The sequence below is a fragment of the Rhodospirillaceae bacterium genome, assembly GCA_016722635.1.
Classification (GTDB): domain Bacteria; phylum Pseudomonadota; class Alphaproteobacteria; order JAEUKQ01; family JAEUKQ01; genus JAEUKQ01.
Genome location: JADKIX010000011.1, coordinates 403,458 through 427,910, shown reverse-complemented (window position 1 = coordinate 427,910; position 24,453 = coordinate 403,458). Strand labels below are relative to the sequence as shown.

28 protein-coding genes are annotated in these 24,453 nt (G+C 47.6%); 18 read left to right on the top strand and 10 right to left on the bottom strand.

Going from position 1 to position 24,453, the window contains the following annotated elements:
* Positions 1 to 28 precede the first annotated feature (28 nt).
* The 9 genes from IPP67_09480 to yacG all read left to right on the top strand — a co-directional run bounded on the left by IPP67_09480 (position 29) and on the right by yacG (position 6,114).
* Positions 29 to 1,084, top strand: coding sequence for an N-acetyl-gamma-glutamyl-phosphate reductase (locus IPP67_09480; protein ID MBL0339369.1), 1,056 nt, complete (start codon positions 29 to 31; stop codon positions 1,082 to 1,084).
* 17 nt (positions 1,085 to 1,101) lie between these two features.
* Positions 1,102 to 1,284 carry a hypothetical protein gene (locus tag IPP67_09475; protein ID MBL0339368.1) on the top strand — a complete coding sequence of 61 codons (183 nt, stop codon included), beginning with the start codon at positions 1,102 to 1,104 and terminating at the stop codon, positions 1,282 to 1,284.
* Positions 1,285 to 1,407: 123 nt separating this feature from the next.
* A complete protein-coding gene (locus IPP67_09470; protein MBL0339367.1) occupies positions 1,408 to 1,962 on the top strand; it encodes a dCTP deaminase in 555 nt (184 codons plus the stop codon).
* A gap of 56 nt (positions 1,963 to 2,018) precedes the next feature.
* Positions 2,019 to 3,281, top strand: a complete 1,263-nt coding sequence (gene murA / locus IPP67_09465) for a UDP-N-acetylglucosamine 1-carboxyvinyltransferase (GenBank protein MBL0339366.1) — start codon at positions 2,019 to 2,021, stop codon at positions 3,279 to 3,281.
* Positions 3,262 to 3,747 carry a DUF2948 family protein gene (locus IPP67_09460; protein MBL0339365.1) on the top strand — a complete coding sequence of 162 codons (486 nt, stop codon included), beginning with the start codon at positions 3,262 to 3,264 and terminating at the stop codon, positions 3,745 to 3,747. Before murA ends, IPP67_09460 begins: the two co-directional genes overlap by 20 nt.
* A gap of 110 nt (positions 3,748 to 3,857) precedes the next feature.
* Complete coding sequence (gene infA, locus IPP67_09455) at positions 3,858 to 4,076, top strand: translation initiation factor IF-1 (protein ID MBL0339364.1); 219 nt, start codon at positions 3,858 to 3,860, stop codon at positions 4,074 to 4,076.
* A gap of 36 nt (positions 4,077 to 4,112) precedes the next feature.
* On the top strand, positions 4,113 to 4,685 hold the full coding sequence (maf, locus tag IPP67_09450; GenBank protein MBL0339363.1) for a septum formation protein Maf: 573 nt from the start codon (positions 4,113 to 4,115) through the stop codon (positions 4,683 to 4,685).
* Complete coding sequence (locus tag IPP67_09445) at positions 4,673 to 5,860, top strand: ribonuclease E/G (protein ID MBL0339362.1); 1,188 nt, start codon at positions 4,673 to 4,675, stop codon at positions 5,858 to 5,860. The genes maf and IPP67_09445 overlap by 13 nt, the downstream gene beginning before the upstream one ends.
* 77 nt (positions 5,861 to 5,937) lie before the next feature.
* On the top strand, positions 5,938 to 6,114 hold the full coding sequence (yacG, locus tag IPP67_09440; GenBank protein MBL0339361.1) for a DNA gyrase inhibitor YacG: 177 nt from the start codon (positions 5,938 to 5,940) through the stop codon (positions 6,112 to 6,114).
* A 7-nt stretch (positions 6,115 to 6,121) separates the two neighbouring features.
* Here yacG and add read toward each other — a convergent pair whose 3' ends face one another.
* On the bottom strand, positions 6,122 to 7,120 hold the full coding sequence (gene add / locus IPP67_09435) for an adenosine deaminase (protein MBL0339360.1): 999 nt from the start codon (positions 7,118 to 7,120) through the stop codon (positions 6,122 to 6,124).
* 150 nt (positions 7,121 to 7,270) lie between these two features.
* Complete coding sequence (locus tag IPP67_09430; GenBank protein MBL0339359.1) at positions 7,271 to 7,474, bottom strand: 30S ribosomal protein S21; 204 nt, start codon at positions 7,472 to 7,474, stop codon at positions 7,271 to 7,273.
* Positions 7,475 to 7,798: 324 nt separating this feature from the next.
* Here IPP67_09430 and def point away from each other — a divergent pair, with 324 nt between their 5' ends.
* Both def and IPP67_09420 read left to right on the top strand, forming a co-directional pair.
* Positions 7,799 to 8,338, top strand: coding sequence for a peptide deformylase (gene def / locus IPP67_09425; GenBank protein MBL0339358.1), 540 nt, complete (start codon positions 7,799 to 7,801; stop codon positions 8,336 to 8,338).
* 33 nt (positions 8,339 to 8,371) lie between these two features.
* A complete protein-coding gene (locus tag IPP67_09420; GenBank protein ID MBL0339357.1) occupies positions 8,372 to 9,016 on the top strand; it encodes a COQ9 family protein in 645 nt (214 codons plus the stop codon).
* 8 nt (positions 9,017 to 9,024) lie between these two features.
* On the opposite strand, the gene IPP67_09415 is transcribed toward IPP67_09420, so the two are convergent.
* Positions 9,025 to 9,225, bottom strand: a complete 201-nt coding sequence (locus IPP67_09415; GenBank protein MBL0339356.1) for a DUF465 domain-containing protein — start codon at positions 9,223 to 9,225, stop codon at positions 9,025 to 9,027.
* Positions 9,226 to 9,516: 291 nt separating this feature from the next.
* Here IPP67_09415 and IPP67_09410 point away from each other — a divergent pair, with 291 nt between their 5' ends.
* Complete coding sequence (locus tag IPP67_09410) at positions 9,517 to 10,593, top strand: ATP-dependent 6-phosphofructokinase (protein MBL0339355.1); 1,077 nt, start codon at positions 9,517 to 9,519, stop codon at positions 10,591 to 10,593.
* A gap of 131 nt (positions 10,594 to 10,724) precedes the next feature.
* Here IPP67_09410 and IPP67_09405 read toward each other — a convergent pair whose 3' ends face one another.
* From IPP67_09405 to IPP67_09390, 4 genes are read right to left on the bottom strand one after another with little or no spacing between them, the layout of a single operon-like run.
* Positions 10,725 to 11,153 carry an autotransporter outer membrane beta-barrel domain-containing protein gene (locus IPP67_09405; GenBank protein ID MBL0339354.1) on the bottom strand — a complete coding sequence of 143 codons (429 nt, stop codon included), beginning with the start codon at positions 11,151 to 11,153 and terminating at the stop codon, positions 10,725 to 10,727.
* A complete protein-coding gene (locus IPP67_09400) occupies positions 11,134 to 11,526 on the bottom strand; it encodes a hypothetical protein (GenBank protein MBL0339353.1) in 393 nt (130 codons plus the stop codon). The genes IPP67_09405 and IPP67_09400 overlap by 20 nt, the downstream gene beginning before the upstream one ends.
* Entirely contained in the window at positions 11,502 to 11,717 is a 216-nt protein-coding gene (locus IPP67_09395) for a hypothetical protein (GenBank protein ID MBL0339352.1), read from the bottom strand. The genes IPP67_09400 and IPP67_09395 overlap by 25 nt, the downstream gene beginning before the upstream one ends.
* Positions 11,705 to 13,861 carry a hypothetical protein gene (locus IPP67_09390; protein MBL0339351.1) on the bottom strand — a complete coding sequence of 719 codons (2,157 nt, stop codon included), beginning with the start codon at positions 13,859 to 13,861 and terminating at the stop codon, positions 11,705 to 11,707. The genes IPP67_09395 and IPP67_09390 overlap by 13 nt, the downstream gene beginning before the upstream one ends.
* Positions 13,862 to 14,513: 652 nt before the next feature.
* Here IPP67_09390 and lysA point away from each other — a divergent pair.
* Both lysA and IPP67_09380 read left to right on the top strand, forming a co-directional pair.
* Positions 14,514 to 15,770, top strand: a complete 1,257-nt coding sequence (gene lysA / locus IPP67_09385) for a diaminopimelate decarboxylase (GenBank protein ID MBL0339350.1) — start codon at positions 14,514 to 14,516, stop codon at positions 15,768 to 15,770.
* Between the two features lie 26 nt (positions 15,771 to 15,796).
* Positions 15,797 to 18,391, top strand: a complete 2,595-nt coding sequence (locus tag IPP67_09380) for a DUF4175 family protein (GenBank protein ID MBL0339349.1) — start codon at positions 15,797 to 15,799, stop codon at positions 18,389 to 18,391.
* A 158-nt stretch (positions 18,392 to 18,549) separates the two neighbouring features.
* Here IPP67_09380 and IPP67_09375 read toward each other — a convergent pair whose 3' ends face one another.
* Positions 18,550 to 19,317, bottom strand: a complete 768-nt coding sequence (locus tag IPP67_09375) for a zinc-ribbon domain-containing protein (GenBank protein ID MBL0339348.1) — start codon at positions 19,315 to 19,317, stop codon at positions 18,550 to 18,552.
* A gap of 172 nt (positions 19,318 to 19,489) precedes the next feature.
* On the opposite strand from IPP67_09375, the gene ftsE reads away from it, so the two are divergent.
* Genes ftsE through IPP67_09355 form a run of 4 tightly spaced genes read left to right on the top strand, consistent with a single transcriptional unit; the run spans position 19,490 to position 22,464 of the window.
* Complete coding sequence (gene ftsE / locus IPP67_09370) at positions 19,490 to 20,164, top strand: cell division ATP-binding protein FtsE (GenBank protein MBL0339347.1); 675 nt, start codon at positions 19,490 to 19,492, stop codon at positions 20,162 to 20,164.
* 1 nt (position 20,165) lies between these two features.
* On the top strand, positions 20,166 to 21,038 hold the full coding sequence (locus tag IPP67_09365) for a hypothetical protein (protein ID MBL0339346.1): 873 nt from the start codon (positions 20,166 to 20,168) through the stop codon (positions 21,036 to 21,038).
* A 20-nt stretch (positions 21,039 to 21,058) separates the two neighbouring features.
* Positions 21,059 to 21,694 carry a YdcF family protein gene (locus IPP67_09360; protein MBL0339345.1) on the top strand — a complete coding sequence of 212 codons (636 nt, stop codon included), beginning with the start codon at positions 21,059 to 21,061 and terminating at the stop codon, positions 21,692 to 21,694.
* A 5-nt stretch (positions 21,695 to 21,699) separates the two neighbouring features.
* Positions 21,700 to 22,464 (top strand): 1-acyl-sn-glycerol-3-phosphate acyltransferase, encoded by a 765-nt coding sequence (locus IPP67_09355; protein MBL0339344.1) that lies wholly within the window; start codon positions 21,700 to 21,702, stop codon positions 22,462 to 22,464.
* A gap of 98 nt (positions 22,465 to 22,562) precedes the next feature.
* Here the strand turns inward: IPP67_09355 and trmB are convergent, their stop codons facing one another.
* Both trmB and IPP67_09345 read right to left on the bottom strand, forming a co-directional pair.
* On the bottom strand, positions 22,563 to 23,258 hold the full coding sequence (gene trmB / locus IPP67_09350) for a tRNA (guanosine(46)-N7)-methyltransferase TrmB (GenBank protein MBL0339343.1): 696 nt from the start codon (positions 23,256 to 23,258) through the stop codon (positions 22,563 to 22,565).
* A gap of 2 nt (positions 23,259 to 23,260) precedes the next feature.
* Positions 23,261 to 24,433, bottom strand: a complete 1,173-nt coding sequence (locus tag IPP67_09345; protein MBL0339342.1) for a methionine adenosyltransferase — start codon at positions 24,431 to 24,433, stop codon at positions 23,261 to 23,263.
* Between the last annotated feature and the right edge of the window lie 20 nt (positions 24,434 to 24,453).

Below are 24,453 nucleotides of genomic sequence, written 5' to 3'. Positions count from 1 at the left end.
GTTGGTATCTGATTTGAAAGCATCACCTATGGCAATATCACGGCAATCTATCCTGAAAATTGGTATATTAGGCGCCAGCGGCTATACGGGCGGGGAATTGATTCGCCTACTGACCAACCATCCCAAAGTTAAGCTTGTAGCACTTAGTGCAGAAAAACAGGCCGGTAAATCCCTAGGGGAGGTGTTCCCCCATTTACGTCATTTGGGCCTGGGCAACTTACAAAAAGTGGATGATATCAATTGGGCCAATTTGGATTTGGTTTTTTGTGCCCTTCCCCACGGTATGACCCAAGAATTGGTGGCAAAATTACCGGATCATTTAAAAATCATCGATCTTTCCGCCGACTTCCGCCTGCAAAATACCCTTGAATATGCCACCTGGTATGGCCATGCCCACCGCGCCCCGCAGCTCCAACCAAAGGCCGTCTATGGATTATCGGAAATTTACCGGGCACAAATTGCCAAAGCTTCACTTGTCGCTTGTCCGGGATGTTACCCGACCGCTGCCCAGCTTGCCCTGATTCCCTTAATCAACCAAAAATTAATTGAACACAGCCCGATTATTATCGACGCCAAATCCGGGGTCAGCGGCGCTGGCCGTGAAGCCAAGCAAAGCAGCCTATTCAGCGAGGTACAGGAAGGTATTCATGCCTACGGGGTCACCGGCCATCGCCATACCCCGGAAATTGAACAGGGTCTTACGCAAGCAGCCCAAAAACCCATAAAAATATCGTTCCTTCCCCATTTGGTGCCGATGAGCCGGGGGATTTTGGAAACAATCTATGTGCATTTGGCGCCACAAGTAACGGCCCAAGATATCCGCCAAGCTTGGCAAAAACAGTATCAGCATGATGGGTTTATCGAGGTTCTGCCGCCCCCCATTTCACCCGAAACCAGGCATGTGCGTGGCACAAACAGATGTGTGATGGCGGTTTTTGATAGTCCCCTTAAGGGGCATGCCATCTTGCTGGTAACGATCGATAATTTAATCAAAGGCGCTTCCGGGCAAGCCATCCAAAATATGAATATCATGATGGAATGGCCGGAAGATTTAGGGCTTAATCAAATTGCCTTATTTCCTTAAAACGGGGGTGATAGCGCGTGGCCGATAAAACCCCCCATACTAAAACCCCTGCCCAGATCCATCATGCAGAATTGCGAAAACAGCAAAAAAATAATCGTTTGCAACAAGCGTTGCGGAACAATTTGCAGCGCCGGAAACAACAGCAACAAGGCAGGTCGCCAGCTATGATTGACGATAGTCCAGAAAAACCGGATGAATAATTCCAGAGGAAAACATGATGCTTGTAAATAATTGTTTATTTCTGCCACACAATCGGCCAAAATTTGGTTATAATCCACTTGTATCAATCCATCAGCAGCAGCAATTAATGAAAAGGTAATATCATGGCAATCATGCCGGATCATTGGATCCGTAAAATGGCTAAGGAAAAAACGATGATCGATCCTTTTGTGGATGGTCAAAAACGGCAAGGGGTTATTTCTTATGGCCTTTCCTCTTACGGCTATGACGCTAGGGTATCTGAAGAATTCAAAATCTTTACCAATGTGGATAATGCCTTGGTTGATCCTAAAAACTTTTCAGCCACCAGCTTTGTGGAGCGCAATACCGAGGTTTGTATTATCCCACCCAACAGTTTTGCCTTGGCAAGAACGGTTGAATATTTCAAGATCCCCCGCGATGTTTTGGTGATTTGTCTGGGAAAATCTACCTATGCCCGTTGCGGGATTATTGTCAATGTAACCCCGCTGGAACCTGAATGGGAAGGCCATGTGACGCTGGAATTTTCGAATACCACCCCACTGCCCGCCAAAATTTATGCCAATGAAGGGGCGTGTCAGTTTTTATTTTTGAAAGGTGATAGCCTGTGTGAGGTGTCTTACGCAGACCGGGCGGGCAAGTATATGAAACAAAAAGGGGTGACTTTACCCAAGGTGTAAAGTGACAACCCGAATTCCCGAATTGACGATATAACAAGATGTGGTTCAGAAAAAATATGGACAAGATTAAAATTAACGGCGGCCAGCCCCTTTTTGGGACGATCCCTATCAGTGGCGCTAAAAACGCTGCCCTTCCCTTATTGGCGGCAACCCTACTTTGCCCTGAAAAAATTATCTTGGAAAATGTTCCTAAGCTTGCGGACGTCCATTCCATGCAATTGCTGTTAAGCGATATGGGCAGCCTGATTGAACAACCCAGTGCCGACAGACTGGTGATTGACAACCGCCAGATCCATTCTTACCGCGCGGATTACGAATTGGTGCGAAAAATGCGTGCTTCTATCTTGGTTTTAGGGCCATTGGTTGCCAGATTTGGCGAAGCTTGCGTGTCATTACCCGGTGGCTGTGCGATCGGCACGCGGCCAGTTGACCTTCATATCAAAGGCTTGCAAGCATTGGGTGCAGAAATTGAAGTGAAGGATGGCTATATTTATGCGACAGCAAAAAAAGGGTTACAGGGTACCAAGATAACGCTGCCGATTGTTTCGGTCGGCGCCACCGAAAACATCATGATGGCTGCCAGCTTAGCGAATGGGCTAACCATTATTGAAAATGCAGCCCGTGAGCCGGAAATCATTGATTTGGCAAATTTTTTAAACAAGATGGGCGCGGACGTGACAGGGGCTGGGACATCCCGTCTCCGAATCAAGGGGGTCAGTTCTCTCAAAGGCTGTCATTACCCAATCATGACAGACCGGATCGAAGCAGGCACCTATATTATCGCGGCTTTAATTACCGGCGGCGAATTAACCTTAACCAATGCCCCTACCGCATCTTTGGACGCCTTGTTAACGCCTTTGACACAAGCAGGAGTTAAAATAGAAACTTTACCGGGGCAAATCTCCGTGAAACCTTCTTCCCGCAAACTCCTAGGCATTGATATTATGACGGAGCCATACCCCGGCTTTCCCACAGACTTACAAGCACAATTTATGGCGTTGATGACAATTGCTGAAGGGGCATCTATGATGACAGAGACGATTTTTGAAAACCGTTTCATGCATGTTCCCGAACTCGCACGGATGGGCGCTAATATTACGATCCACGGTGCCTCAGCTCTTATTCGGGGAGTTAAAAATTTATCCGGTGCACCCGTTATGGCCACCGATTTACGTGCGTCGGTTTCACTGGTACTCGCGGGACTTGCGGCAAGCGGTGAAACGATTGTGAACCGGATTTATCATTTAGATCGCGGATACGAAAATTTAGTTGAAAAACTTACAAATTGCGGAGCATCAATTGAACGAAGTAAAAATTAAGCATCCTGAAACCCCAGACTTATTAAGGTTACACGCCTGTGACCAACAAGATTTACAGGTGGTGTCGGCCATGTTACAGGACTCTTTGGTCACTCTTAGTGATATGGTCTACTGGGCTGAAGAAAAACGTTTTGCGATCCTATTTAACCGGTTTTGCTGGGAAACACATTGCTCGGCTGCAAAAACTTCCAAGGAAACCCCCGGGCAACATATTCATGGGCAACGTATTCATGCAGGATGTATTTTTAACGATGTTGAGCAAGTTCAACAACAGGGCTTAGATGATTCGTCCCCGAGCCAAATCCTCAATTTATTGGCAGTTGAGTGGCATGAGGACAAAAAATCCATCCATTTGATCTTTTCAAATAATATGGCCGTCAAGCTCTCGACACCGAAAGTAAATTGCTACCTCAAAGACCTGGGTGACAGTTGGCCCACCTGCTGGCAACCGCAGCATCAAGCATAAAAATAAAACCTTTTTTTTGCACACCCTTGCCAAGCAGAAAAAATAGGTGCATGGTGGGCTCACATTTCAAGTGATACGTATCATATTAAAGGCTTAAGATAGGAAAATAAATGCCTAAAGAGGATGTCATCGAATTCCCAGGTACCGTTGTGGAATTATTGCCTAATGCCATGTTTCGGGTAAAGTTAGATAACGATCATATTATTTTAGCCCATACATCAGGCAAAATGCGGAAGAACCGCATTCGGGTTTTGGCGGGTGACCGGGTCAATGTGGAAATGACGCCTTATGATTTAACCAAAGGCAGAATCACATTCCGGCAGAAATAATAACCCATGTATTTGCTTTTGTCATAGGTTGAGGCTGTGTTTATCCTTGCATCCGCCTCGCCCCGTCGTCTCCAATTATTGGAACGGATTGGCGTTCGCCCGGATCATATTTTGCCCGCAGGTTTAGATGAAACCCCGGGCAAGCAAGAACTGCCCTTGCAATACGCTAACCGCATGGCCGAAGAGAAAGCCCTACATATTTATCAACAACACCCGACCGCCATTGTCTTGGGGGCGGATACGGTTGTTGCCTGTGGTAGGCGCATTCTGCCTAAGGCCGACAATGCCCCTACAGCTAGAACATGTTTACAACTACTTTCCGGGCGTCGCCACCGGGTGATTACAGGCGTTTGCTTAATCACGCCTGATAAAACGATTTATAAAAAAACTGTGATGACTTCCGTTAAATTCAAACGGCTTTCTGCTGGGGAAGTCGACCGCTATATTGCCACCGGCCAATGGCAAGGAAAAGCAGGGGGATATTCTATCCAAGAGTCTGCCGAATGCCTGATCCAAGCAGTCCATGGTTCCTATTCCAATATTGTGGGATTGCCTTTATATGAAACCCGTCACTTGCTGTTGCATGCCGGGTTGACTTGTTTGGTATAACCGTGACTTCCCCGATGATTTTATTTATTTGGCAGGAAAAATCCCTCTCCAAGGCAGCTCTTTGGCAAAATGACCGCTTGGTCGAATATAAACAACGAAGTACCAACAGCATTGGCGGATATAATGACATTTTTTTAGGCAAGGTAACAACCATCCTAGATAAGGGCGGCACTGCTTTTGTTGAACTTGGGCATCAGCAAGCGATGCTACAGCAAAATGATTGTCCCTTTCCTTTGCAGCCGGGACTTGTACTGATGGTACAAGTGGAAAAGCCAAGCGATATCTATGGCAAACAGGCCAAACTAACAGCAAAAATTAAATTACCCGGTATTCATTCGGTTTATTGCCCCCATCATCAAGGGATCACTTTTTCCTCCAGAAGCGGGGCATCTGAAGAGGCGCGCACCCTTATTCAAACGGCGATGCAGCCGATGATCAATTCCCTATCCGGCGGCTTGATTATCAGGCATGCCTTGGCCGCCAGTTTACTGCCCCATGCCTTGGCAGAAGTTGCATGGTTGCACCGGCAATGGCAAATTTTTCTTGAAAAATGTAACTCCCTTAAAAATCCGCAATTGGTATTTCGGGAAGAACAACCTTTCTGGCAGTTGTTGCGGGATGAAATAAACCAAATTCAAAAAATCATCGCCTTTTCACCCTTAAAAGCCCAACAAATCCAAACATATCTCGAGAAATATTATCCGTCTTTACAGGACAATATTGAAGAATTGCCTATTGCTGATTGGCCAGTTGGCCTAGAAGACATCCAAGACCAATTAGAAGATGCTTTAAGGCAAGAAGTCACCCTTCCCTCCGGCGGATCGTTAATTATTGAGGAAGGTCAGACGCTTACAGCCATTGATGTTAATGCCGGAAAGAACTTAAGCGCCGTCCAGCAAAAAAATTATTCCAAAAACTTTTATGTTAACCAAGAAGCTTTGGGGGAAGTCGCCAAACAAATCCGCTTACGCAACCTCAGCGGCCACATATTGATAGATGTCATCCCCTTATCTTCCGGGGTCGAGAAAAAAGAATTACTGGATTATCTATCTGGCCAAATCCAACAGGATTCAGCCTATTGTCGGGTTGCAGGCTATAGCAGATTGGGATTAATCGAACTGACCCGACAAAACAAAGGTACCCCTTTATCCGCAATCAACATCAAGCAGAAATAAATAACACTGGAAAACCCGATCCAAGCTATATAATTTTGTTAAGCAACAAAATATCTCCTTTGGGAACATCCTAAAAAATGAAGTGCCCTATTTGCCATCAACCATCACAAGCAAAATACCAGCCTTTCTGCTCGGGCTATTGCGCCGATGTGGATTTATTGCGCTGGTTAAATCAAGATTACCGTATTTCCTCGCCCCTTTCTTCCGAAGAATCAACAGCCCCCAACCGGGATGATGAGGCGGAACAGGAATAACCAGCTTTTATGAATTCTTGATAAAATTGATGAAACGCTGGCGGAGATCAGGTGCAATAAAAGCAGCCTCCAAGGCATTCACATTGCATTGCCGGAATTCCCGCTTAGTCCAGCCAAATATTTGGTGCAAACGGTCATATTCCTGCCCCAAGGAAATATTATTCAGGGCCCGACCATCGGTATTAATGCTTAAAGAGACACCCGCCTTGAATAAGCGATTGACGGGATGCTGGCTATAATGGCCATAAACCCCTGTTTGGATATTGCTGCTGGGGCAAACTTCCAAATGGATGCGATGGCTGATCAAATAAGAAATTAAATTTTTATCTTCCCAAGAACGTATCCCATGCCCTAAACGGGAGGGGTGCAGTTTTTTTAATGTTTCCCAAACACTTTCTGGCCCCTTTGATTCGCCAGCATGCGCGGTGATGGGAATATGACGGGCAAAAACTTGATCGAAAACCTGCTCATGGGCATTGAGGGGGAAATTTGCCTCATCCCCAGCAATATCAATCCCCACAACAACCCCTTTAGGGGCATGACGCCGCACCAAATCTGCTGTTTCCTGGCTTTGTCGAGGAGTAAAATGACGTAATGTACAAAGTAAAAGCCTCGTTTCCAGACTTGGATGAATCGCCCTTTGTTTACGGAGTTCATCGGACACAATCACCACCACATCGTCCCCCGATAACCCTTGTTGCACATGCAATAACGGGGCATACCGGATTTCAGCATAGATGACACGGTCTTCAAGTAATTGGCGGATGACATCTTGGGCGGCCAACCGCAAACCAAATTCCGTTTGCATCAGTTCTAAACTGCGGCGGGTATAGGTCAGAAATTCAGCTAAATCTTTACATTTGGCCGGGGCCACAAAATCCTTGCGGTACGCATCAGGGGTGATATTTGGCTCAAATGCGCGGACAAAAAGGTAACTGAGGGAACAATCTAAATGAAGATGCAGTTCAATTTTCGGTTCTGTTTGCCACATTTTCTGCTCCATCATCCGCATGATCACCTAATTATTGTCCTAATAAAACAAAAAGCCTATCTATTTTCATAGACAGGCTATCCAATTTTGCTCTACCGACCGGTCAGTAAAAATCCATAAGAATTGGTTTAAATCAGACAAAAAGATCGAATGTTGCCCTTCAATCTAATATCCTTCGCGTTCCATCCGCTTGCGCAACAGCTTGCGGTAACGGCGCACCGCTTCAGATTTTTCACGGGTACGACGCTCAGACGGTTTTTCAAAATTCCGGCGCAATTTAATTTCCCGGAAAACACCTTCGCGCTGTAATTTTTTCTTTAAAACACGTAAAGCCTGATCAACGTTATTATCACGAACAACAACTTGCACGTTTAACCTTCCTCCACTCATAAAATTGAATAGCAAATTTGCCCAATGCAAAATAAGTCCGCAACCAATATCATAGGCATCTTGATTTGTGAAGTGTTTTTATCAAAATATCTTTTGCTTTTATTAACGGCCTGTCATTTTCATTCACAGCCCTTATACATCCCCCTTAACTCCTACGAAAAAACCCTTACAAAGCAGGTATATTTAAGCAATATTCACCCATACCCTTCCCCCCTAGCATCCTGGAATGCTCTATGATATGGTGAAAAAGTCATTATAAAAACAAAGAAGAAATATCAATTTTATACCAAGAAAGGATCAATGGTGGCTATTTTAAAAATCGCCCGAATGGGTCACCCGGTTCTGCGTATACTGGCTAAACCTGTTGCTGATCCCACCGCCCCAGAGATTCAACAATTGATCCGGGATATGCTGGAAACCCTGGAAGATATTGGTGGTGTTGGCCTGGCTGCCCCACAAGTTCATGTGCCATTACGAGTGGTCATTTTTGAAGTTCCGGCCAAACGCGCTGGCGACAATGCCCAGCCCATGACTCATCTGATTAATCCCGAGATTGAAATCTTGTCCGAAGAAACCGTGGAAGGATGGGAAGGATGCCTGTCGGTCCCAGGATTGACCGGGATAGTACAGCGGCCAACCCATATCCGTTATCGGGGATACACACCCACAGGCGAAAAGATAAGTCGGGAAGCCCATGGATATCATGCCCGTGTGGTCATGCATGAATGCGATCATTTAGACGGTATTTTATACCCAATGCGGATGCAGGATATGTCAAAGCTTATCTTTCGGGAGGAAATGCGTTTTTGGCCCGAAACATTTGCCGAAGATTTGGACGATTAGGAAAACGGTGTTATTAGCCAAGGAATAGGGATCATGGATAACAATTTAACCCCCCAAAAAAACAATTTATTGCTGGCTGTTTTACCGCATGTGGCTTTTAGCGGCTGGTCTCCTATGGCTATCGACACGGGCTGTGCCGATATGGGGGTTGATCCCCAACAAGCTGATATGCTTTTCCCCGGCGGGGTTAAAGAAATGATTTTATGGTATAGTGCCTATGCAGACCGGGAAATGGTTGCTGCGTTACAAACGGAATTGAATGAATTAAATGGCGTTAGGGCTAAGGTTTTTCGTGCTATCCAGCTGCGTTTGCAGCAGAATCTAAGGTACCGAGAGGCCGTCCGTTTGGGCTTATCCTATCTTTTATTACCCTGGAACCAAACAGCTGCCTGGACCAGCCTATATCAGACAATCGACGGGGTCTGGCATTCCATTGGCGATCAGTCGGTCGATTTTAATTTTTATACCAAACGCCTGACATTAGCGGGCGTATATTCATCAACCCTTTTTTATTGGTTGCAGGATTCTTCCCCTAACCATGAAAAAACCTGGGATTTCCTAAATAATCGCCTACAAGATACGACCCGTATCCCCAAAATCCGCCAACAACTAAAATCAGCCCGGCAACATCTCCCCTCGCCCTTGAAGATGCTTCAAAAATTGCGCAAAAGTTTATAATATCTTTTTTAAGCGGTTAGATCAGGAAGCAATTTGCTTTCCAACTTGGTTATTTGATCTTTTAATAAAAGTTTACGTTTCTTCTGCCGTTGTAATTGGATCTGATCGAACGGTGCCATTAACATTGCCCGCCGGATCAGTTCATCCAAATCCCGGTGTTCTAGCCGTAATTCTTCCAATTGCCGCCGTAAATCTTCTAAACCTCTCATGATCTAATGGTTCCAATATATAAAATGTTAGCTTTGTTTTCTATTTTTTTTAGAACCCAGCATGCAACATATTGAACCCGCTCTGTGCTGCATGCACAGCATATTAGCTTTTTTACCCCCAGCAATCAACATTTATCCGCGCCTTCAAGTGACAAATTGATGAATCATTCTACCTCTCTTACACATTTGTAATCCAGATAACCCTTAGCCATTCCCCAGAATAAATCAGCTTGCGAATATTCTTTAACCCATGCTTAATAAGCGGATTCCTGATTGGAAGAAAGGATACCTATGATGAAAAAGATTGGAATTTTAACCAGCGGTGGTGATTGCCCCGGTTTAAATACCGCAATCAAAGCAATGGTCCAACATTGCGAGCTTCAAGGGTTACAGCCCATCGGCATCCGTTACGGCACAAATGGGTTATTAGCACGACCCGTTGATACGGTGGCTTTAGAGTCCGGTAATCATCCCTATGGTCTTGATTGGTGGCGGCAAGGGGGGACAGTTTTGGGCACCACCAATAAAGGTAATCCTTTTTCTCCCTCAACCACAGGAAAAACCACCAACTATTCTTCGGAAATTATTGAAGGGTTAAAAAAAACAGGGGTTGAGGGATTAATAGCCATCGGTGGTGATGGCAGTTTGGATATTTTATATCGCCTATCTCAGCAAGGCCCATTCAATTTGGTTATGGTTCCCAAAACGATTGATAATGACGTTGGTGGCACGGAAATTGCTATCGGCCATGATACAGCCGTTATGGTGGCTACCACCGCCTTGGACGATCTAAAACCAACAGCCGCCAGCCACAGCCGCATCATGGTACTCGAAGTGATGGGACGGGGAACCGGTCATATTGCCTTGAGTTGCGGCATAGCCGGTGGGGCGGACGTTATTTTAATCCCAGAGATTCCCTATCATCTTCCAAACATTACACAGCATATCCAAAAAATCCAGAAAAGCGGGCGAAATTTTGCTTTAGTGGTGGTGGCGGAAGGCTTGAAAAAAGAACCCGCTAAAAAAACATTTAGCCAACATGATGCCGCCACAGATTTAGGGATTGGCCAATATCTGGCGGAAAAACTAGAAAAATCAACGGGAATGGAAAGCCGGGTAACCGTCCTTGGCCATGTGCAGCGGGGTGCCCCGCCCAATGCACGGGATCGCCTGCTAGCTGCCACTTACGGCGTGCATGCTGTAGAATTGGCGGTACAAAATAAATGGGGCCGGTTAGTAATTTGGAAAAATAACCAGGTTGATCATATCCCATTGGCTAGTTTATCCCCGCAACAGATCCAGCCAATTATTAATAAAAGCCTACTCAATACGGCCCGCGGCCTTGGCATATGTTTAGGAGATAGGTGAGAGGAGCCTTTCTTTGACTGCAAGAACAGAGGGCCAGGATATTATTGATGATATTGTACTTTAACCAATGCAAAAGGGGAGGAACGATGTTCCTCCCCCCTTTGGTTCAGTTGATTATCGGTGGTTAGAGTTTACCAACGGATGCCCAGCGATCCTTGGAACGTCCGCTCATCCCTCTTGCCACCAATGCTTTGTTGGTACCCCACACCCACCGTCACAGGCCCAAAACCCACATTCAATCCACCACCACCCGTATAGATGTTCTTGCTGCCGTCTGTTGACCGCACGTTAAACGCCGTCCCCGGTTGCTGGAACGACACTTCCCGGTCTTGATACCCCTTACCCACCAACACCCGCTCATACCCTCCCTTCACATACGGTTCAAAGCTCACCAAGCCCGCTTGGAATACAGCGCTCACCTCCACCCTCACATGCCCTCGTCCCTCCCATCCCTTCTCCTTCTCCCCACTTAAGCTCACCGAGTTCCCACCCTTCTCCTCAAACCCTTGCTCATATACACGCGCCATCTCCAACCCAACCTCAGGTGTCACACGGATCATCCCCAAATTGATCCCATACCCCACCCCACATCCATCCCGAACTCCTCACCTGCTCCGATCCCCTCATATTCCGTTGGTTAGGCAACCAACTTCCTACTATGCTTCTTGTAACCTTCTGTTTACCAGACGCATAACTCACTCCCCCACTCACCTCAATCCCTCCGAAGTTCCATCCTCCATACCCCCCCATCATCAGTTTCACCTCTCCCTCCCCACGTGCGCCCAGCTTCAATCCCCCCTGCCCATACCCCACCATCACACCTACCTTCCCTCCCCCAAACCCATATTCAACACCCCCCACCAAGCCTCTCACATCTCCACGGATCCTCTCCCCATTCCCATCCCCCTTCACATCCTCCTGCCCCTGCAGCACATTCCCCCATACCCCAACCCCTTCCAAGTTCCCATCAATCCGCCCATCCCTAACGCACGGAAGTTCCGTGTCACCCCACTACGCACTTCCCCCATCGCTGCCCAGGCTTCCCCACTTAAACTGTCCAGTGCCGCTCGGTAGGCATCATCATTCGCCCCTAATCTCTCAAACGCCTCCGCTACCGTCTCCATATCACTCCCGCCCCACTCCCAGCCATCCCCCGGAATAACCCATCCCCCGCTTGCCGCTGGTTGTAACTGTTCCCAACCGTCGCATAATTGATCTTCTCCACCTGCACCTGCACCACCCTTGGGACAGTATAATTCACTTTGAACTTCGTAAACTTCGTTCCAGCAGGTAATGTTGTCAAACCAAACTGCCCATTCACCGCCACTCCTGCCGTGATCACATCATAACTCGCGCCATTCCTGTACAATCCGGGCGCAACCGCCACTGTCAATGTGCCATTGCCACCCAAATTCACACTCCCCCCTACCGCAAGCTGGCTCTGTAAAGCACCAGGCCCAACGCTAACCTCCACAACCGATCCCGCATCCACCGTCACATTCCCCGTTACCGTCAAGGTACCTGTGCCTGTCGTTCCATTTCCAGGACGAAGAATCCCAGTTACCAGTACGTTCACACTCCCCTGCACCCTTCCCAAACCACTGAATGTCCCTCCAGTTCCTACTACAACCCCTGCTGTAGTCACGGTCCGATTGGTGGCAATATGTAACTCACCGGCCCTCACCCCTACTGCGTTACTAAAGTTATAATCACGATCCAATTCCCATCTACCAGCACCAACTTTTTGCAAAGATTCAATATTATTCACGGTATTGCTGAAGGTCTGGCTTTGATTCGCCACCCCCCCACCTAACGTCAGCGTATCAGTCCCTACTCCTCCATCAATAATCCCACCCACTCGCATATTCATATTCAACGTTAAGTTGTCGTTCCCTACTCCTAAATCAATGCTACCCCCTATCACCCCTGTATTCACTACAGTATCATTCCCATCCCGCATCAGAACATCTCTACTAATCTCGCCATTATTCGTCAGGGTATCAACGTTATTTCCCAAATCAACGCTCCCGAAAACCTTCCCATCCACTCCATTGGTCACTGTATGGAACCCACCCAAACCGCCAAGGATCGATGCCCCCACCAACCCCGTGTTATTAACGGTGTTGCTCCCATTTCCTACATTAACGTTCCCAGCAATAGCACCGCTATTGATGATCTCATCATTGCCAGCACCTGCCAAAACACTGCCAGAAATCCCCTTCCGTATCCCATTCAATGGATCCCACTGACCCGTATTGGTTAGCTTGTTGTTACCTTCGCCTAAATTGACATTCCTGTTCATAAGGTCAATAGCAATTGCCCCATCATTGACCACCACATCATCCCCTGCTCCCATGATTACCTCGCCGTGAATGACCCCCGTCGCTCCGTTAGTTAGCGTGTTATCACCATTCCCTAAATCAATTACCACAGGTGACATAACAGTACCAATAACCGCATGATTCTCTATAATGTCATTGCCACCCAGGGTTGTGATACCTTGTACAATCATCCCTGTTCCAATATTTTTTACAACGTTATTGCCTGCCCCCAACCCCAATTTGCCTGAAATACTGCCATCATTTACAACCCTATCAATCCCACTGCCGCCGGTAACATCACCGTTGTAAATCGCCCAGTGATTATGTAGTGTATTATCCCCATTTCCCAACCTCACGGCACCTCTTATTGAACCATTATTGGTAATAATTTCATTACCATCACTACCATCAATAGCAAATCTGGTTCCCTTCAAGTCACCATCGTTGATAATAGTTGTCTCTTGCCTCATGGCCGAGTCTACCCAGACCCCTGTATCAGCTGTAATCTCTGCACCGCTTTCATTGATGATAGTGGTGTTATCAACGCCTTTCAGACTTATGCCTATGCCGAAAGCAGTAATTTTCCCATTATTAGTAATTTCTGAGTTATGACTGCCTAACTCAATGATGATGGCATCTTTTTTAGCGTTGTTAATCACCCCATCATTTTCTATCACTACCTTACCATTCTGAGCGATAATAGCAGCGCCTGTCCCCCCGCTAATAACTCCATTCTTAAAAACGCTATCCTTAACGTTTTGTATTTTTCCACCCTTATTAATAAAAACACCATTAAACCCAATGCCAGCGAGGATCTCACCCGCATTGATAACTGTCCCTCCCCCGCCAGACAAAGCAATAGCTGAACCTCCGCCTGCATTTACTTTGGCGGTGTCCTCCACCTCCACAGTAATATCTGGGACTGCGTCAGAATATGGTGCGCTCACTCCACTACATGTCACAAGTTTCCAGCTTTCACACAAGCAGCTTGGGCAGATGTGCCAGAAAGACCAAGAACCATTAAAGCGGCAACCGAGGTCATGGTAACAAAACATGCTTTGGGCGATAGGAAGTGGGTCATTAATCTCTCCTTAAAATCTGTGTGAAAAAGCCAGGAAAATACGGACCATACGGGGCCATTATTAAAATAGCTATGGGGCATGCTATCAAATTTTATTATATTTAGCTACTATTTTTAGGGGCTGGCGTAGATTGATAGAAAACACTCGGGACATCCGTGGATAACATGACAGGCTTGCCAAGTCCTCCCTATTGCATTGGACAAACCTTTCAAGGAAAAGTTGATACCCATACATATATATTCTTTTGCCGAACCCACCTCGCCATTACCCCCAGAACATCCATTACCCAGCATTTTCCCATAGATTATTTTGCCAAGATGCTGTTATATAGCCTGGTTATTTTGTTCAATCCCTATATATAACGGTCTTTGATCATGCCCCGCTGCCTTGCCTTGTTCCTATTACTCAGCAATTTCTGTTGGTTATCCGCCTGCGGCTTAAAGGGTGATGTGAACCCGCCACAGGATGCAGGTCCCGCCTATCCCCGCACCTATCCCTTCATTCCCTAAAGGATGCCATGTTTCATTACCATCAGCAAAATTTGCATGTTGAAGATGTTTCCTTGGCTACGCTCGCTGAAAAGGTGCGTACGCCTTTTTATTGTTATTCGAGCGGGTATATGGCCCAACAATATCAACAACTGGCCCAAGCCCTGCACCGCTTTTCTCCCCTGATCTGCTTTGCGGTTAAAGCCAATTCCAACCAAGCCGTGATTAAAACCTTCGGGCAATTGGGCGCGGGGGCTGATGTGGTTTCTGGTGGTGAGTTGCGTCGCGCCCTAGCGGCTGGCATCCCCGCCAGTAAAATTGTTTTTTCAGGGGTTGGCAAAACCGCTGAAGAAATTACCTTTGCCTTACAGCAAAATATTTTTCAATTCAATATCGAATCCGAACCCGAATTAATGCTGGTGGCCCAGCTGGCAGAAAAAATAGGGAAGAAAGCTGCCATTTGCTTGCGCGTTAACCCCGATGTGGATGCCCAAACCCACGCGAAGATATCGACCGGCAAGGCCGAAAATAAATTCGGCATCGACCGTCAGCATATTACAGCCCTTTACCAAGCCGCCCAACATTTACCCGGGTTAGATGTGATGGGACTGGCCGTCCATATCGGTTCACAAATCACGGATTTTTCTGCATTTGATAAAGCTTTTGCGGGTATCGGCCAACTGGTTGCCGAATTACGTCAAAAAAATCTGCCCGTCAAAAGGATTGATGTGGGGGGCGGCATTGGCATTCCTTACCGGGGCGAAACCCCGCCTTCCTTAGCTTCTTACGCCGCCCTGATTGAAAAATGGATTACCCCCCTCAATTGCCAGTTGCTGGTGGAACCCGGACGGTATTTGGTTGGCAATGCGGGCGTTTTGATCTCACGGGTTTTATATGTCAAAAAAGGGAAAACCCGGCAGTTTCTAATTATTGACGCTGCCATGAATGATTTATTGCGGCCTAGCCTTTATGACGCGTGGCATGAATTCCAACTGGTTCAACAACCCAAAGAAAATCAGCCCTACCAGTTATATGATATCGTGGGGCCAGTTTGTGAAACGGGAGATACTTTTGCCAGCCAACGCCCCCTTCCGCCTGTCCAACCAGGTGACTTGGTGGCCATCTTATCAGCTGGCGCTTATGGGGCCGCCATGGCCTCCACTTACAACAGCCGGTTATTGGCCCCTGAAATACTGGTTAAAGGCAACCAATTTAAAATAGTGCGTCCGCGTTTGAATTATGATACATTGCTGGGGTACGATCAATTACCGGATTGGTTAAGGTAAGCTATTTGGTTGAAGTGAGGAAGGACATGTCACATTCGCGCCGTTCTGTATTACAGCCCAATCAAAAAGCCCCGCCGTCAGCAGGGGGGCCGTTATTGCCTTCATCTATCCTCAAGCGTTTGCGGCAATCATCAAGGGCTTTGTGGTGGGAAAAAGCCTGGTATGAAAGCTGGCCATTTTTACTGAGCCTATGCTTGGGTTTTGCCCTATTATTTTCAGGTTTACTGCCCTTATTACCAGGTTGGGCACATGGGGGCTTGCTAGCCCTTTTAGGGATTGGATTGGTCGGAAGTGTGACATATTGGTGGCGGACCAGCCGAAAACCCGCCCCTGCTGAAATTCACCGCCGCCTGGAACAAGAAAATCAATTGAGTGGCCACCCGGTTAGCCAATTGCATGACCGTTTGGCAGGCGGCGCCGATGATGGTTTTTCGCAAGTTTTATGGCAAGCCCACCAGCAACAACTCATCCATAAAATCGGCACTATGCAAGCCGTAACCCCAAGGCCACGCTTATTTCGTCGCGATCCCTTCGGATTGCGGGGGTTGGCGGTGGCTGCCCTATTCCTGGCCATTTTCTTGCCAAACAGCAGCCCTTGGCAACGGTTACAGCAAGCCCTGTTCCTACCACAAGCTTCACCCAATGATCCTGGGCTACCTCTCGCCAAAACCCCTTTATTATTGGATATTTGGATCTCCCCCCCCGCTTATACGGGGCAATCCCCTATTTTTTTAGCAACGGCTGATCACCCTTTTGTTAAGCCATCGGCAGGTAATAAAACCGCCACTCTTGAAATTCCTGAGGGCAGCGTGCTTAACATCGGGTTAAGTGGGGGCAACGGGTTAGCCCCCGATGTCATGGGTGGTGATATCCCCGTATCAATCCAACAAATTACGAACGGTACTTTCCAAGGAAAAGGTTTGTTACTGGTGGGTACCCGTATTACCCTTAAGCAAGGTCAAGAATTATTGGGGGAATGGAGCATCCGTATTATGCCGGATACCCCCCCCGTTATTTCTTTCGCTAAACAACCAACCGGCACAGGCCGTGGGCGTTTGGATTTGAAATATGTTGCCAGCGATGATTATCAATTGCAATCGGTCAAAGCGATCATCACCTTGCTCAACGATCAAGCCCATTCTGATCAACAAGAAACGATAGAGGTGGTATTACCGGTCGTCACAAAAAATAATTCCAAGATTGTGGAGGGCAGTAAATTATATGACAGCGCCGCCCATCGTTGGGCGGGATTGCCCGTAAAGGTTCAGTTAATCGCAACCGACAGTAGCGGCCAGTTCGGCCGCAGCAAACCCGTTGAGATGTTACTGCCGCAGCGCCAATTCAAGCATCCCTTAGCACAAGCTGTTATTATCCAAAGGCGGATGTTAAACCTGATCTATAACCAGGAAATGCGCCTGCCGGTTGCGATGTCTTTGCATCATATCAGCAGCCAACCTGCTGAATACCGAGATGACAGCCTAGTCACTTTAGGCCTGCGGTCATCATTGGAACGTTTGTTGCAAGACCAGGGCGATAAGGCAATCCCTGAAGTGCAAGATATTTTATGGAAAGTGGCTTTAAGAATTGAGGACGGCAATTTATCCGACGCCGAACAAGAGCTGCGGAATGCCCAACAAAATATGCAGGAAGCCTTGAACAACGGGGCATCTGACCAGGAATTACAAGAACGTATGCAGGAATTGCGGGAGGCGATGAACAATTACATGTCATCGATGCAAGATAAAGCCCAGCAAGACCAGCAAAATGCTGAGCAAGAGGGGCAAGACCAAGGCGAAGCGCAACAGGGTAACGGCCAGTTTAAAAATGGCGGCAACGGCCAAACGATCACCCAAGAAGATTTGCAGCGTATGTTGGACCAGGCGGAAAATATGGCACGCAGCGGCGCCCGGGAGGCTGCACAAGATATGTTGTCACAGTTAGAAGAATTGATGGATAATTTGACCCCCTCACCCGGCCAAGGCCAAGGGTCAGGTAACCCTCAAACGGGCCAAAACTCAAGGCAGAATGGCGATCCACTGCCTTCCCCGGAATCGCAGTTGAATAAGGGCTTGAATGGTTTGATGCAAGATCAGCAAGACCTGATGGATCGCAGTTTTGGGCAATCCCAACAAGGAAATAATCCTGGCCAAAATCGCGACAATGCCCAAGAGCAACAGCAACTTCGGGAACAATTGGGCGAACAAATGCGGCAAATGGGCGAATTGCTTGGGGACATCCCTCAAAGTTTTGGCGAGGCTGAGCAAGCCATGCGCGAAGCAGAACAAGCCTTCCGCCAAGGTAATCCAGACGCCGCAGGGGAAGCCATGGGGCGGGCGCTTGAGCAGTTACAAAACGGCAGCCGGGAATTAGGGGAAATGCTGGCAAAAAGGCTTGACCCCAACGGCAATCAAACAGTCCGCCGTAATGACGGCGGACGTGACCCGCTTGGCCGCCAAGATCCCGGACAAGGACGGATGGATGAAGGCCAGGTTAAAATCCCAGATGCCCAAACGATGCAAAAATCCCGAAATATTTTGGAAGAATTGCGTCGCCGCGCTGCTGATTTAAGCCGCCCAGCCATTGAACGCGAATATCTGCAACGGTTGCTGCAATTGTTTTAAAGTCCATCCTTGTACCTTTAAGAACGGCAGACAGACAATATTTTGATTGACTTTTGATCAAATGGGCAAAGCTGTTGCCCTGTTCCCCCTTGGCCTCCTATCAAGAACATTCCCTTGTACCAAGAGATGTTTCGCAATTCGTAATTTTGCTGATACGCTTAACGTCCACTAGTCGGGTCGGCAAATTCAAGCTGAACATATAGTTTGGTAGCTGGCGGGTGATAAAGGGTGGATTGCACCACAATTGATTGCAGGGGCGCTAGTTCCTTAACAGGGGCGTGAAAAGTCCATTCTTGCAACCAATTGTTTGTCCCCTCCTCCCTCACAATGACCCGCAAGGGAGGAAGCGGTTGGGGTAAGTGGGTTAAATTGACAATCCGGCCTTCGACAACCAGGGTAGCAAGTGGCGCCAGTTCCGGCGTATCACTTGGCGGCGTTTGCAAGATGCGGACATCGGTAATCTCAAGCCCAGCCCCGATAATACCCAACCCTATCCAGCCATACGCCGCATTCAAACCCGGCCATATTTTAATCAGCGGGCGTTGCAACCCTAATAAAACCAAAATACCAATCCCTAATCCGATGCAGGCTTTCCCCCAAGTCCTAAATATCCAGCGCTTAGGGACAGGCGGCTTAAAAATTGCTGGCAATTGGATTTTTCTGGGCAAATCTGCAACCATTGGCGAATCATTGGCTGATGTGCTATTGGAAGTAAAGGCTGGGGGCGGGGTTTCATCGCCGCCATGACCGCTTTTATTGTGGGTATCCCCCATTTCTGGCAGCGGGATACCGTTTTTGTGCGGATCGGCAGGTTCTTGCCACCAACGATGCTGGCAACGGGCACATTGCACCGTCCGGCCCTGTAGGCCCAGGAGATGATCCGCAACTAAATAACCTGTATGACACGCTGGACAAGTGGTAATCATCCGTTAATCACCATAATAGCTGATTATTTTTGTTATCATTTGGTAAAAAATTTGCTAGAAATTGATCAAACAACGTATAATCCAAATCTGATGCGCGTTATTTAATGTTTTATACTGTGCCGATTCGCCTGAAGCAAGCAATCATTTGGTGGATTTTTACCTATACGGAGTGATGTTGGTTTTATTTGAACATGTATCCATGCGTTATGGCAATGAGCCGGAAATATTGCGGGATATTTCTTTTACCCTGACCCCCGGAACATTCCATTTCCTGACCGGCGCCTCTGGTGCTGGCAAATCATCCCTGTTGCGGATGATGTATTTGGGTCAACAGCCATCCGCAGGGACTTTGCGATTATTCGGCCGTGACGTCATCCGTTTAAGGCGGCAGGAATATCCGTTGATCCGCAGGCGGATCGGGGTGGTTTTCCAGGATTTCCGCCTTTTGGATAACTTAACCGCTTTTGATAATGTGGCCTTGCCCTTACGGGTGATCGGCGTCTCGGAAGCCCAAGTTCGGGAACATGTATCCGAATTGCTAATTTGGGTGGGGTTAGCTGACTATCTTTACAATTACCCGCGCACGCTATCCGGCGGGCAACAGCAACGGGTGGCGATTGCCCGGGCGATTATCAGCCGCCCCAGTTTACTGCTGGCGGATGAGCCGACCGGTAACTTGGATGAGCCGATGTCCATGCGTCTCATGTATTTGTTTGAAGAACTTAATAAAACCGGCACAACCATTATTATTGCCACCCATAGTGAAAATTTGATCCATAGCTTTCCCTATCCGCAAATGCATATCCATAACGGGCAGTTATCTTTCCTGCCGCCCGGAGTTAGTTAACATGGGCTTTTTTTCCGTTACCCTGCCGCTTGGCCAAGATTCCTCGGGCCGCTTTTTGCCCTGGATTATGGCGTTTATGGTGTATATCGGCATGTTGGCCTTGGCCAGCAGTTTAGCCCTTGACCGCCTGGCCGCCCGTTGGAACACCGGCTTGCAGGGCAGTATGACCGTGATGCTGCCGCCGCCATCAATGGCCACGGAGCAAACCGTTTTGCGGGAAAAAGCCTTGCAGGTTATCCGCACCACTCCCTGGGTTACCAAAGCAGCAATCATTGACCCTGCAACAACGGCGAAAATGCTGGAACCTTGGTTGGGTAACAACAGCAATTTCCAACAATTGCCTATCCCTGACCTGATTGCGGTGGAATATCAATCAACCAACCCGGCCCGCATTGCAGAATTGCGGAAATCCTTAGCGATAGTTTCACCAGACATATTGTTAGACGACCATCAAGGCTGGTTATCCGAATTGCTCAGTTTTGCCGAATCCTTACAAGGCCTGTCTTATTTTTTGATTTTGGTGGTTGAGGCGGCCACCGTTATTACGGTGATTTTCGTTACCCGCACAGGTTTGGCCATCAACCGGCGTATTGTCGATGTTGTGCATTTGGTGGGCGCCCCTAATCGCTATATCGCCAAGCAATTCCAGAACCATTCGCTGCGCTTGGGAATCATGGGCGGCATCATTGGGGCTTGCCTGGCGGGGTTGACTTTGCTGGCAATCGAATATGTGCTGGGTTCCCTAAGCTCTATCATCCTACCAAAACTGACCTTATCTTTTTGGCATTGGGTTCTGTTATCGCTTTTACCGGTTTCAGCAGGGATTATTGCAATGCTTACGGCGCGCTATACCGTTTTACGCTCACTCTCTTGATATAACATTGAGGATGGATCATGCGAGGATTTCTATCGTCCTTATTATTTCGCTGCCGATTTTGCAGGACGGTTTTTTTGCTAGCGGTTTTTTGGGTCATGGGTTTTGTAGGTTATATCAACCAAAGTCCCCGTCACGATAATTTTTTACCAACCACCCGTTTTCAAAGCGGGGTGATTTTAACAGGGGGGCCAGGCTTTCGCCGCATAGAACAAGGGATTAATTTTCTACTTACCAATCAGGTTGAACGCTTGTTGATTTCAGGGGTCGACCCATCTGTATCCTTACCCGCCATCCTAACCCCTGCCTCTTCTGCCTTGACTGGGGAAAATATCAATTGGCTATCCTGCTGTATTGATTTGGGATATGAAGCGCGTGATACCATCGGCAATGCTAAAGAAACCAAATATTGGGTGGAGCGGCATGGATATCAAGAATTGCTGGTCATTACATCTGATTACCATTTGTTGCGCAGCATGACAGAACTGCAAATGGCGTTGCCCCATACCAAATTATATTACTCATCTGTACCTTCCGATTTCCTTAAATCGGTTGATGATGGCAAAATCAACGTCAAATATCTGTGGAAATTAGCCGAAGAATATAACAAATTCCTGCTCGTTGCCGCCCGCCAATGGCTAGAAGAAATTTGGTAACCTCAATGGATCAAAAAACAAATAAACCCTTCCCTAAGTCCCGTGGCTTATTATCCGAAAAACAAGAAACTTGGCTGCGCTCCCTTAGTTTTACCATCGCTTTTTATGGCTGGAGTTTTTTGATTATGACCATTTCTTTGCCTTGCTTACCCCTTTCAAGGCAAGCAACCTTTGAATGTGGCCGACTGTGGGTGCGGGTGACTTGTTGGTTGCTTCAGGAAATTACCTTAATCCGCCATCAATTTAAGGGATTAGAAAATATTCCCAACACCCCGGTGATTTTTGCAGTCAAACACCAATCAGCTTGGGAAACACTGACTTTTTTGCTGGTCAGCAAACAGCCAGCTTTTGTGTTGAAGCGGGAATTATTATGGGTGCCTTTATTCGGCTGGTTTATGTGGGGGTTAAACATGATTTCCATTAACCGGCGCGAACGCCGGCGCAGCATGCAGCAATTGCTGCAAAATGCCCGCCTGCGTCTTACCCAAGGCCGTTCAATCGTCATCTTCCCCGAAGGCACCCGCATGCCCCCTGGGCAGACAGGGCCTTACCATGCCGGTATTGCCGCTTTATACCAACATTTAAACGTACCGGTTGTGCCGGTGGCTTTGAATTCTGGGAAACATTGGCGCCGCAAAAGTTTGCTGAAATACCCAGGCACTATTACCATGGAATTCCTATCCCCCTTGCCCCCGGGATTGGATAAGCAACAATTCCTTAGCACCCTAAGGCAACAGATTGAGGCCGCCTCAAAGCGGTTGGACATCTAGGAGAAATATTTTAGGGGCTGGCGTAGATAAGTCTAAACAAGACACCGCCACCTTATTATCATAAAAAAGACCAATAGGGTTTCTTAAGAAAACAAAATCTATTTTCTGGCTGTCCGCTCAAACCGCCAATAGACGGGTTGGATGCCTTTATTAATGGCCTTTTCCTCATAACGGGTGGCTGGCCAACCCTCGGGCCTTTTTAACCAATCATCCGCACTTTCAGCCAACCAACGGAAATCTTGATTTTTCAACATATGTTCAGAAATCCAGGTAATCAGGCCGTAGTCATCGCTGGCTAAACGAAATTCACCGCCGTCTTTTAAGATTTTTGCCAATAAAGCTAGATTCTCGGGGTTAACAAAACGCCTGCGGGCATGACGTTTTTTCGGCCAAGGATCGGCAAACAGTAAAAAAATCCGGTCGATTGATTGTTCCGGTAACATTTTGAGTAACGGTTGGGCAGGCTTGGGGAAAATCCGGATATTTTGCAATTGTTTTTCCCCAATGGTGGACAGCAAATTCCCCACCCCATTTTCAAACACTTCACAACCGATCATACCGATTTGAGGGAAAGATTTGGCCATTTCGGCCAAATGCTCCCCGAAACCAAAACCGATCTCCAGCCACATCCCGTGTACAGGAAAAGGAAACAAAACAGCTGGATTAAACGGCGCTGCAGGCAATTCGAAAGAAAATTTTGGCAACAATTCATTGAAATCATGCTGCCGCTGGACGCGCATCGGCCGCCCTTTCCGGCGGCCATAAAAGCGCGAGTCAATCGAGGGAATAGACATCTTTAAAAAGCCGATTTCAGTTCCTCGGCCAAATCCAGTTTCTCCCATGAAAATCCGCCATCTGCCTGGGGTTTTTGACCAAAATGGCCATAAGCAGAGGTGCGGGCGTAAATCGGCCGGTTCAGCTGCAGTTTTTCCCGAATGCCGCGTGGGCTTAAATTAACCAATTGCTGTAACTTTGTGGATAATACGTCTTCATCCACCTTGCCTGTGCCATGGGTGTTGACGTAAACCGATAGCGGTTTAGCAACCCCAATTGCATAGGCCAACTGGATCGTACAATAATCGGCAAGCCCCGCAGCCACCACATTCTTTGCCAAATACCGGGCCGCATAGGCAGCTGAACGGTCAACCTTGGTGGGATCCTTGCCGGAAAAAGCGCCACCGCCATGGGGGGCCGCCCCACCGTAGGTGTCCACAATAATTTTCCGGCCGGTTAAACCTGTATCCCCATTGGGTCCACCGATCACAAACCGCCCCGTTGGGTTCACATAAAATTCGCTTTCTTCGCACATCCAACCTTTCGGCAATATTTGCAGCACGTGGGGACGGACAATTTCGCGCACTTGCTGCTGGCTTAAATCTGCATGATGTTGGGTTGAAACCACAATCGAGGTGGCGCGAACTGGCTTGCCATCAACATATTCTAAGGTAACCTGGCTTTTGGCATCCGGGAACAAACCCATATTTTTGTTTTTGCGCCGCGCTTGCGATAAGGATTTTAAAATGCCGTGGGCATAATATAAGGGCGCTGGCATCAAATCCGGCGTTTCTTTGCAAGCATACCCAAACATAATCCCTTGGTCGCCCGCCCCCTCTTCCTTACCGGCCGTTGCGTCCACCCCCATCGCGATATCAGCGGATTGGCTATGCACATACACATCAATGTCAACGGTTTGCCAGTTAAACCCTTCCTGGTCATAGCCGATATCACGAATGGCCTGACGGGTGACTTCCTGCATTTTTTGTTTGTTGATTTGGGCGGGGCCGCGCACTTCACCGGCTAAAACCACCTTGTTGGTGGTTGCCAAACTTTCCAAAGCGACCCTGGCGTAAGGGTCGACGGCCAAGAACGCGTCCACAATGCTATCGGAAATACGGTCACAAACCTTATCCGGATGGCCTTCTGATACTGACTCGCTGGTAAACAAATATTTCTTTTTCTTTAATTGCACGGCGAAGATCCTTTTTCAAT